Origin of the sequence: Streptomyces sp. NPDC052687 (genome assembly GCF_040678395.1) — a bacterium.
Lineage (GTDB): Bacteria > Actinomycetota > Actinomycetes > Streptomycetales > Streptomycetaceae > Streptomyces.
Genome location: NZ_JBFATR010000087.1, coordinates 1 through 9,875, shown reverse-complemented (window position 1 = coordinate 9,875; position 9,875 = coordinate 1). Strand labels below are relative to the sequence as shown.

Annotated in this window: 8 protein-coding genes and 1 pseudogene; 7 read left to right on the top strand and 2 right to left on the bottom strand. The window is 72.0% G+C overall.

Annotated features, from left to right (window positions below):
- Positions 1-95: 95 nt before the first annotated feature.
- The 4 genes and pseudogenes from AB0K92_RS33045 to AB0K92_RS33030 all read left to right on the top strand — a co-directional run.
- A pseudogene (locus AB0K92_RS33045) lies at positions 96-227 on the top strand (Trm112 family protein); the annotation flags it as partial.
- Between the two features lie 112 nt (positions 228-339).
- Entirely contained in the window at positions 340-1,467 is a 1,128-nt protein-coding gene (locus tag AB0K92_RS33040) for an SIS domain-containing protein (RefSeq protein WP_365928966.1), read from the top strand.
- 394 nt (positions 1,468-1,861) lie between these two features.
- Entirely contained in the window at positions 1,862-3,013 is a 1,152-nt protein-coding gene (gene manA, locus AB0K92_RS33035) for a mannose-6-phosphate isomerase, class I (protein ID WP_365928965.1), read from the top strand.
- Between the two features lie 148 nt (positions 3,014-3,161).
- Positions 3,162-4,142 (top strand): cation diffusion facilitator family transporter, encoded by a 981-nt coding sequence (locus AB0K92_RS33030; RefSeq protein WP_365928964.1) that lies wholly within the window; start codon positions 3,162-3,164, stop codon positions 4,140-4,142.
- Positions 4,143-4,182: 40 nt separating this feature from the next.
- On the opposite strand, the gene AB0K92_RS33025 is transcribed toward AB0K92_RS33030, so the two are convergent.
- Positions 4,183-4,674, bottom strand: a complete 492-nt coding sequence (locus AB0K92_RS33025) for a S26 family signal peptidase (protein ID WP_365928963.1) — start codon at positions 4,672-4,674, stop codon at positions 4,183-4,185.
- 442 nt (positions 4,675-5,116) lie between these two features.
- Between AB0K92_RS33025 and ahcY the strand changes: the two genes are divergently transcribed.
- Positions 5,117-6,574 (top strand): adenosylhomocysteinase, encoded by a 1,458-nt coding sequence (gene ahcY / locus AB0K92_RS33020; protein ID WP_165999372.1) that lies wholly within the window; start codon positions 5,117-5,119, stop codon positions 6,572-6,574.
- Between the two features lie 149 nt (positions 6,575-6,723).
- Positions 6,724-7,338 (top strand): hypothetical protein, encoded by a 615-nt coding sequence (locus AB0K92_RS33015; RefSeq protein WP_365928962.1) that lies wholly within the window; start codon positions 6,724-6,726, stop codon positions 7,336-7,338.
- A gap of 28 nt (positions 7,339-7,366) precedes the next feature.
- Here the strand turns inward: AB0K92_RS33015 and AB0K92_RS33010 are convergent, their stop codons facing one another.
- A complete protein-coding gene (locus AB0K92_RS33010) occupies positions 7,367-8,311 on the bottom strand; it encodes an RDD family protein (protein ID WP_365928961.1) in 945 nt (314 codons plus the stop codon).
- A 127-nt stretch (positions 8,312-8,438) separates the two neighbouring features.
- Here AB0K92_RS33010 and AB0K92_RS33005 point away from each other — a divergent pair, with 127 nt between their 5' ends.
- Positions 8,439-9,446, top strand: coding sequence for a stage II sporulation protein M (locus tag AB0K92_RS33005; protein WP_365928960.1), 1,008 nt, complete (start codon positions 8,439-8,441; stop codon positions 9,444-9,446).
- Positions 9,447-9,875 lie beyond the last annotated feature (429 nt).

Here is a 9,875-nt window from a genome sequence, read left to right as displayed (position 1 = left end):
AGCCCGATCCCCGGCAAGTCCGCGGTCGGCATCGAGATTCCGAACACCGACCGGGAGATGGTCAACCTCGGTGACGTGCTGCGGCTCGCGGAGTCCCGGCCTGCCACGCCCCCCTCAAGGAGCAGGACACCGAGTTGATCTGCACCGGCCAGGACTGCGGCCTGGCGTACCCCATCCGCGACGGCATCCCCGTCCTCCTCGTCGACGAGGCCCGCCGCCCGGCATAATGCGGCGCCCCGGGAGCACCCGGAACCGGACACACCCGGCACCCGGCCCGCTCACCCACTCAGAACCGCAGGCGACCCGCACAGACGACCCGGCGTTCGGAGGCTGCCGCCCATGCTCGACGAATCGCTGCTCGACACCCCCGAGGCCCTGGCCGAGGCCGACCACCGCGGCCTGCTGCGCGGCGCCGCCGAAGCCGGTGCCCGCGTCCGCACGGCGGCCCGCAACGCCGCCGAGGCCGGCGTCGGCGAGCTGAAACCCGACGGCCGCCCCCGCGCGGTCCTGATCGCCGGCCCGGGCGCCGCGGCCACCCACGCCGCCGACCTCCTCGGCACCCTCGCCGGCCCGGGCAGCCCCGTCACCCGCCTCGCCCCCACCGGCGTGGCCCCGGCCGCCGGAGCCCTCCGCTGGGAACTCCCCGGCTGGGCCGGCTCGGTGGACCTGCTCCTGATCACCACCCCGGACGGCACGGAACCCGGCCTCGCCCTGCTCGCCGAGCAGGCCTACCGCCGCGGCTGCGCCGTCGTCGCCGTGGCCCCGCCCGGCACCCCGCTCGCCGAGGCCGTCGCCGGCGCCCACGGTCTCTTCGTAGCGATGGCCACCGCCCCGTACGACCAGGACGAACCCCTCGCGGCCTCCGCCCCCGGCGTCCTGTGGGCGCTGCTCACCCCACTCCTCGCCCTCCTGGACCGCATCGGCCTGCTCGGCGCCTCCACCGAGGCGCTGGACAAGGTCGCCGACCGCCTCGACCACGTCGCCGAACGCTGCGGCCCGGCCATCGCCACGTACAGCAACCCGGCGAAGACCCTCGCCGCGGAGCTGGCCGACGCGCTCCCGGTGATCTGGACCGAGGGCACCTCGGCGGGCCCCGCCGGCCGCCGTTTCGCCGCCGCCCTCGCGGAGCTGTCCGGCACCCCGGCGGTCGTCGCCGAACTGCCCGAGGCGCTCGCCGCGCACAGCGCCCTGCTCGCCGGCCCCCTCGCGGCCCGCGCCAACCCGGACGACTTCTTCCGCGACCGCGTCGAGGAGGCACCCGCCCTGCACGCGCGCGTGGTCCTGCTCCGCGACCGCCCGATCGCCGGCCTCACCGCCGCCCCCGCGGCCCGTGACCTGGCCCTGAGCCACGACACGCCGATCAGCGAACTCGAACCGGACCCGGGCGGCGAGCTGGAGACTCTCGCGGAACTGATCGCCATGACGGATTTCGCCGCCGTTTACCTGGCGCTCGCCTCAAGGGCCTGAGGTTGCCGGGGACACCCTGACCCGACCGCCGCGGACCACGGGCCAGGCCTCGCACCGCACCGGACAGCGCCCTGGAGGAACCCCCGACAGGCCTCGACAAGCCCTCACCACGCCCTGAAGAGGCGCCGACAGACACCCCTTGGGGACGGACGGCCTGGGAGCACCCCGAGCGCCCACCAGACGTCGCATCACAGGCGCCCCAAGCGCCCCAAGCGCCCCAGCTCTCACGAGCACCCGCCCAGCGCCCACCGGGCACCTGCTCAGCGCCCACCGGGCGCCCACCGGGCACCCGCCCAGCGCTCCGAGCGCCACAGGCACCCCAACGGCCCCCCAGGCACCGACCGGACCCCCGCCGAGCCCCCACCCCGCCGGCAGAAAGACCCAGAGAACTCCCATGGACCGCCTCGACAACACCATCCGCCCCTACGCCTGGGGCTCCCCCACCGCGATCCCGCACCTCCTCGGCGTCGAACCGACCGGCGAACCCCAGGCGGAGATGTGGATGGGCGCCCACCCGGGCGCACCCTCGCGCACCCCGCGCGGCACCCTCGCCGAAGTCATCGACGCCGACCCGGAGCGGGAGCTGGGCCGGGCGGCCGTCGCCCGCTTCGGCCCCCGCCTCCCCTTCCTCCTCAAGCTCCTCGCCGCCGGCGCCCCCCTCTCCCTCCAGGTCCACCCCGACCTCGCCCAGGCGCAGGAGGGATACGCGGACGAGGAACGCCGCGGTATCCCCGTCGACGCCCCGCACCGCAACTACAAGGACGCCAACCACAAGCCCGAACTGATCTGCGCCCTCACCGAGTTCGACGGCCTGTGCGGCTTCCGCGACCCGGTCCAGGCCGCCGGCCTCCTCGACGGCCTCGGCGTCGACTCCCTCAAGCCGTACGCCGACCTGCTGCACGCCCACCCCGAGGACGCGGCCCTGCGCGAGGTGCTGACCGCCGTCCTCGGCGCCGACCGCGAGGAGATGGCCCGCACGGTCGCCGAGGCCACCGCCGCCTGCACACGCCTCGGCGGCGCCTACGCCCCCTACGCCGACATCGCCCACCACTACCCGGGTGACCCCGGCGTCATCGCCGCCATGCTCCTCAACCACGTCCGGCTCCAGCCCGGCGAGGCCCTCTTCCTCGGCGCCGGCGTGCCGCACGCGTACCTGAACGGCCTGGGCGTCGAGATCATGGCCAACTCCGACAACGTCCTGCGCTGCGGCCTGACCCCGAAACACGTCGACGTCCCCGAACTCCTGCGCGTCGTCCGTTTCGAGCCGTCCGACCCGGGCGTCCTGCGCCCGGAGGCCTCCCCGGACGGCGAGGAGGTCTACGAGACCCCGACCGACGAGTTCCGCCTGTCCCGGTACGTCCTCCCGCAGGGCGGCCCGCGCCGCGACCTCACCCGCCCCGCCCCCCAGATTCTGCTGTGCACGGCCGGCACCGTACGGGCCGGAGAACACGCACTGCGCCCCGGGCAGTCCGTCTTCGTCCCGGCGGACGAACGCATCGACGTGTCCGGTGCGGGCACTCTCTTCCGGGCGACCGTCGTCGTCTGACGGTCCGGCAACAACCGATATGGGCACCCTAAGCAGCCCGTAAGGACCGCCTGGCGCGGTACCCGCACGAGGGCTGCAACAATGGCCCACCGTCAAGGACGGGCAAAGCCCGGCAGCGGCGTACGTACGAAGGGAACCACGCCAACACATGAGCGCGTCAGGCGGTACCAAGGCGATCGTGGCGGCACTGTTCGCCAATCTCTCGATCGCGGCAGCGAAGTTCGTGGCGTTCCTCTTCAGCGGCTCGTCCTCGATGCTCGCCGAGTCGGTGCACTCCGTCGCCGACTCCGGCAACCAGGGCCTGCTGCTCCTCGGCGGCAAGAAGGCCAAGCGCGAGGCGACCCCGCAGCACCCCTTCGGCTACGGCCGCGAGCGCTACATCTACGCCTTCCTCGTCTCGATCGTGCTCTTCTCGGTCGGTGGCATGTTCGCCATCTACGAGGGCTACGAGAAGATCAAGGACCCGCACGAGATCGAGCACTGGTACTGGCCGGTCGGCGTCCTCGTCTTCGCGATCATCGCCGAGACGATCTCCTTCCGCACGGCCATCAAGGAGTCCAACACCCTGCGCGGCAGGAAGTCCTGGAAGGAGTTCGTCCGCCACGCGAAGGCCCCCGAGCTGCCGGTCGTCCTCCTGGAGGACCTCGGCGCCCTCGTCGGTCTGATCCTGGCCCTCGGCGGCGTCGGCCTCGCCCTCCTCACCGGCGACGGCGTCTGGGACGGCATCGGCACCCTGTGCATCGGCGTCCTGCTCATCGTGATCGCCATCGTCCTGGCCGCCGAGACCAAGTCGCTGCTCCTCGGTGAGGCCGCGGGCCTGGAAGAGGTCCAGAAGATCGAGGCCGCGATCGTGGACGGCACCACCGTCACCCGCATCATCCACATGCGCACGCTCCACCTCGGTCCCGAGGAGCTGCTGGTCGCCGCCAAGATCGCCGTACGCCACGACGACACGGCCACCGACATCGCCGCCGCCATCGACGCCGCCGAGGCCCGCATCCGCGCGGCCGTCCCGATCGCCCGCGTCATCTACCTGGAGCCGGACGTCTACAGCGAGGCCGAAGCCGCCAAGGGCCCCGACCCGGAAGCCTCCCCGGGCGGCCCGGCCCCGCACAACGCCGGCCACTGACCTGACCCGTCAGGCCTGATGGAACCAGTGGCCCTGCCGCTCACGACGAGCGGCAGGGCCCCTGGTCACTCCCGGGCCGCACAGATGCTGCGGCCACCACCGCGTGAGCTCCGACGGCCGCCGCCGCACATACCGCGCCCACGCCGCCACCAGCACCGCGCCCACCGCCAGCACGAGCCCCAGCAGCAGAAGCAGGGCCGGCAGCACCGGTACGACGCGGTCGCCGGTCACCCGCCCGATGACGGCCGCGGCCGGAACCGTACCGCCGTGGTCGTCGGCGAACGCCCGCGAGCAGGAGCAGCCGCCCGTCCGGCACCCGCACGTCGTACGGCTGACCCAGCCCGTCCCCGACCCCGTCCCGGACATACGGCTCCACCAGCGGCGTCCCGTTCAGCAGGATCCGCTCACCGGCAGTCCCCGCGCAGCACGCGACCCGGTCACCACCCACGCCGATCACCCGCCGCACGACGTTCTCGCCACGTACACCGACGAACTGGTCCCCCTCGCGCAGACTCACCACGGCCGTGGCCATCGGCGCCCGCCGAGGCTACGGCCCCCCACCCCCTCGCACCCGGGGCGGCCGCGAGTCCGGGACGGCCGCGAGCCGGCGAGCGACGGCCCTACGGCCCCCCCCGACCTCGCGCAGCACCTCCAGCACCGCCCCCACCACCCCCGCACACCACCCCCCTCCGCGAGCGTTCCCGTCCCTCCCCTCCGCCCGCGAACGGCGTGATCTGTTCGACAGCGGACTGGGGGCGGGCGGGTCGACCGGTGTAGCTTGGGACGGAGCCAGACGTCGCTGCTGATGGCGGTCGGGCGGTCCCACCGCGGACCGACCGAGGGAGAGAGGGCCTCCGACGGACTGCGCTGCGTGTACGCGGGCATGCCTGTGTCCTCTTTCGGACACTCCGGTGTCCGCCGCCGCGCAGATCAGCCGTACCCACCTCGACCCAACCTCCGAGGAGCAGCTCGTAATGACGACTGTCGAGAACCGACAGGACTTCAAGGTCGCCGACCTCTCCCTCGCCGAGTTCGGCCGCAAGGAGATCACTCTCGCCGAACACGAGATGCCGGGCCTGATGGCGATCCGCAAGGAGTACGCCGAGGCTCAGCCCCTCAAGGGCGCCCGCATCACCGGCTCCCTGCACATGACCGTGCAGACCGCGGTCCTGATCGAGACCCTGGTCGCCCTCGGCGCCCAGGTCCGCTGGGCCTCCTGCAACATCTTCTCCACCCAGGACCACGCCGCGGCCGCCATCGCCGTCGGCCCGAACGGCACGCCCGACAACCCGCAGGGCGTCCCGGTCTTCGCCTGGAAGGGCGAGACCCTGGAGGAGTACTGGTGGTGCACCGAGCAGGCCCTGACCTGGCCCGGCACCGCCACCGGCGGCCCGAACATGATCCTGGACGACGGCGGCGACGCCACCCTCCTGGTCCACAAGGGCGTCGAGTACGAGAAGGACGGCAAGGTCCCCTCGCCCGACACCGCCGAATCCGACGAGCACCGCGTCATCCTCGAACTGCTGACCCGCACCCTGGGGGAGAACCCCCAGAAGTGGACCCAGCTGGCGTCCGAGATCCGCGGCGTCACCGAGGAGACCACCACCGGTGTCCACCGCCTGTACGAGATGCAGCGCGAAGGCACCCTCCTGTTCCCGGCGATCAACGTCAACGACGCCGTCACCAAGTCGAAGTTCGACAACAAGTACGGCTGCCGCCACTCCCTGATCGACGGCATCAACCGCGCCACCGACACCCTGATCGGCGGCAAGACCGCGGTCGTCTGCGGCTACGGCGACGTCGGCAAGGGCTGCGCGGAGTCCCTGCGCGGCCAGGGCGCCCGCGTGATCGTCACCGAGATCGACCCGATCTGCGCCCTGCAGGCGGCGATGGACGGCTACCAGGTCACCACCCTCGACGAGGTCGTCGAGACGGCCGACATCTTCATCACCACGACCGGCAACAAGGACATCATCATGGCCAGCGACATGGCCAAGATGAAGCACCAGGCCATCGTCGGCAACATCGGCCACTTCGACAACGAGATCGACATGGCCGGCCTCGCCAAGGTCCCCGGCATCGTCAAGGACGAGATCAAGCCGCAGGTCCACACCTGGACCTTCCCGGACGGCAAGAAGATCATCGTCCTGTCCGAGGGCCGCCTGCTCAACCTGGGCAACGCCACCGGTCACCCGTCGTTCGTGATGTCCAACTCCTTCGCGGACCAGACCCTGGCCCAGATCGAGCTGTTCACCAAGCCCGACGAGTACCCGACCGGCGTCTACGTGCTGCCCAAGCACCTCGACGAGAAGGTCGCCCGCCTCCACCTGGACGCGCTCGGCGTGAAGCTCACCACGCTCCGCCCCGAGCAGGCCGAGTACATCGGCGTGAAGGTCGAGGGCCCGTACAAGCCGGACCACTACCGCTACTGATCCGCGCGACCCGCAGGATCCGCACGGCCCAGTAGCCGTACCGTCCTCCGAGGCAGGCCCCCGCACCCCCGTGCCGGGGGCCTGCCCCTTTGGCCGTACAGGTCCGTGCCGACAGTGCCCGGACCAGCCCGTCAGACCCCAGGACCCCCATGCCCCGCGGCCGCTATTCGCTCCACGACCCGCACGATCACACCCCCCTCGCAGAAGAGCACTTCCACTGCGCCCCCGGCCCCTCCGGCTGGCGCTACGTCGCCCAGCTGACGACACCCTCGGGCGACCACCAGGGCTCCGTCGACCTCGCCCTCGACGACCTCGGCCGCCCCATCCGCCTGGAACTCCACGCAGGCGGCTGGCAGGTGCGCGGCGCCGCCCTCGACGGTGTCACCTGGGTCCGCACCGACCCCACCGGCGCTCACGCCACGGAAGGCAACGTCCGCGCCCACGCGTTCACCGGCACATCCCCCGCGTTTCTCATCGCCACCACTCGCCTCCTGCGCCTCACCCCCGCCGGTGCGGCCACCCGCGTACGCCTCGTCGCCTTCACGGACCCGGTCCTCGCCCCGCGCACCCTCGACCAGTCCTGGGCCCTGGTGAACAGAGAAACACACGCCACTGACAACGGCCCCCTGACCGTGGACGAATACCAGGTCACGGCCCTGGACACGGGCGAGCAGCACGCCGTGCACATCGCCGGCGACGTGGTCCTCGCGGCCCCCGGCATCGAGCTGGAGGACCTGGAGTCACCGCCGTCCGTCTTCGAGTGACAGCCGCGCTCGTGCGACCGCGGACGCCTCAGGCCGGGGGTACGAACCCGGTGGCCGGCGACTCGGCCGACGCGCCCTCACCCCGCGGCGGCGCGGACCGCGCAGCCGCGCTGCCCGGCGACGCGGCCCTCTCCACCGGCACCGAGGGCGGCGCGTACGCACCCGCCGCCGCACCCCCGGCTGCCGCACCCCCGCCCGGCCGCCCGCCGGCGCCGACCACCGAACCGTTCTCGAAGACCCGCCGCACCTCGCGGGCCTGCCGCTCCTGGAGCACCGCGGCGAGATAGTCGGACGCGGGCACCCCCGGCGGCACCGGAACACCCGTCCGCGCCGCGAGATCACCGGCGAGACGTTCCGCCATGGCCCGCCCCACCTGCGGATCCAGCTGCTGCATCCGGGCCAGGTACTGGCGCACGGCCAGCCACAGCCCATCGGGAACCGCGGACAGGTCCAGCTCCGAGAACCGCCCCGCGAGCCCGGGCGGAGGCGGCGCGATGAATCCGGTCCGCGCCACCGGCACCCGCTCACGCACCACGAGAGTCCCCGCGAACACATCCCCGAGCCGCCGACCCCGCGCCGACACCAGCGACGCGATACAGGCGATGACCCCGAACGTCAGCAGGATCTCGAAGACCCCGATCGCCCCGCGCACCAGAGCGTGCCGGAACCGGATCGGCCCGCCGTCGTCCCGCACCACCCGCAGCCCGCACACCAGCTTCCCCAGCGAACGCCCATGGCTCAGCGTCTCCACCGCGATCGGCGCACCCACCAGCACCAGCACGAAAGTCGCGATGGACACCGCGGTGCGCGCCGCCTGGTCCAGCGACGAGGTCGTCAGCAGGAGCACCACGGACATGGCGATGTAGGCCACCGCGGCCACCACCAGATCGAGCAGCACGGCCAAGGCCCTGCTGGGCAGCCTCGCGGGGCGCAGCTCAAGCGCCACCGCCTCGCCCGTCACCAGCTCACTCACGCCCGCCGCCCTTCCCTGGCCTGCCCCTGAACGGCCAGTCTGCCAAGCTGAACGCACATCGCGCCCCAGTAGGACAAGCTGACATCCACGACGAGTCCCGACGATCAGCCGAGGAGCAGGCACACCGATGGACCTCGACGTCTTCGTCTCCGCCCACCGCGCGGAGTGGGACCGCCTGGACGCCCTGCTCCGACGCCGACGCCGGCTCACCGGCCCCGAGGTCGACGAACTCGTCGCCCTCTATCAGCGCACGGCGACCCACCTCTCCCTCATCCGGTCCAGCGCCCCCGACCCCCAGCTGACCGGCCGGCTCAGCCAACTGGTGGCACGCGCGCGTGGAGCCGTCACAGGAACCCGCCGCGCCTCCTGGCGCGACGTGACCCGCTTCCTCACCCACGGGTTCCCCGCCGCCGTCTACCGCTCCCGTCACTGGTGGGTGCCCACCGCGCTGCTCTCGGCGCTCGTCGCGGCCCTCCTGGGCTGGTGGATCGGCACGCACCCCGACGTCCAGGCGACGATCGCGGCCCCGAGCGAACTACGCGAGCTCACCCGCCCCGGCGGCGAGTACGAGTCCTACTACTCCAGCAACCCCGCGGCCTCCTTCGCCGCCCAGGTCTGGACGAACAACGCCCAGGCCGCCGCGATCTGCCTGGTCCTGGGCATCTTCCTCGGCCTGCCGGTCATCTGGATCCTGCTGCTGAACATGCTCAACCTCGGCATCGGCTTCGGTCTGATGACCTCGGCCGGCCGCCTCGACACCTTCCTCGGCCTGGTCCTGCCGCACGGCCTCCTGGAACTCACCGCCGTCTTCGTCGCCGCCGGAACCGGCCTCCGCCTCGGCTGGACCCTCATCGACCCAGGCCCCCGCACCCGCCGCACAGCCCTGGCCGAGGAGGGCCGCGCCGCCCTGGGCATGGCCATCGGCCTGGCCCTCGTACTCTTCGTCGCCGGCGCCATCGAAGGCTTCGTCACCCCGTCCGGCCTGCCGACCTGGGCCCGCATCACCATCGGCGTCGTGGCCGAGCTGGCGTTCCTGACCTACGTCTACGTCCTCGGCGGCCGCGCGGCACGCACCGGCGAGACCGGCGACATCGACGCGGCCGAACGCAGCGCCACCGTGCCCACGGCCGCCTGATGTGCATCCACGCCCGCCGAGCTGCTACTGTCCTCTTCGTTCCCGCGAGAGCCGTTGACACGGCGCGAGCGGGGAGGTAGATTCGAACAGTTGCCTGGGACTGGACCTGATCCGGTCGGCGACCTTGAGAACCTATCGCTTCTCGGAACATCGATTTCGATGAAGCCTCTCCCGATGAAATCGGAAACAGACGGCCGGCCAGACCGGCTCGAAAGTTCTGATAAAGTTGGAACCGCCGGAAAGGGAAACGCGAAAGCGGGAACCTGGAAAGCGCCGAGGAAATCGGATCGAGAAAAGATCTGATAGAGTCGGAAACGCAAGACCGAAGGGAAGTGCCCGGAGGAAAGCCCGAGAGGGTGAGTACAAAGGAAGCGTCCGTTCCTTGAGAACTCAACAGCGTGCCAAAAGTCAACGCCAGATATGTTGATA

Coding starts and splice junctions, on each gene's coding strand:
- AB0K92_RS33040 (WP_365928966.1), top strand. CDS start 340: ATGCTCGACGAATCGCTGCTCGACACCCCCGAGGCCCTGGCCGAGGCC.
- manA (WP_365928965.1), top strand. CDS start 1,862: ATGGACCGCCTCGACAACACCATCCGCCCCTACGCCTGGGGCTCCCCC.
- AB0K92_RS33030 (WP_365928964.1), top strand. CDS start 3,162: ATGAGCGCGTCAGGCGGTACCAAGGCGATCGTGGCGGCACTGTTCGCC.
- AB0K92_RS33025 (WP_365928963.1), bottom strand. CDS start 4,674: ATGGCCACGGCCGTGGTGAGTCTGCGCGAGGGGGACCAGTTCGTCGGT.
- ahcY (WP_165999372.1), top strand. CDS start 5,117: ATGACGACTGTCGAGAACCGACAGGACTTCAAGGTCGCCGACCTCTCC.
- AB0K92_RS33015 (WP_365928962.1), top strand. CDS start 6,724: ATGCCCCGCGGCCGCTATTCGCTCCACGACCCGCACGATCACACCCCC.
- AB0K92_RS33005 (WP_365928960.1), top strand. CDS start 8,439: ATGGACCTCGACGTCTTCGTCTCCGCCCACCGCGCGGAGTGGGACCGC.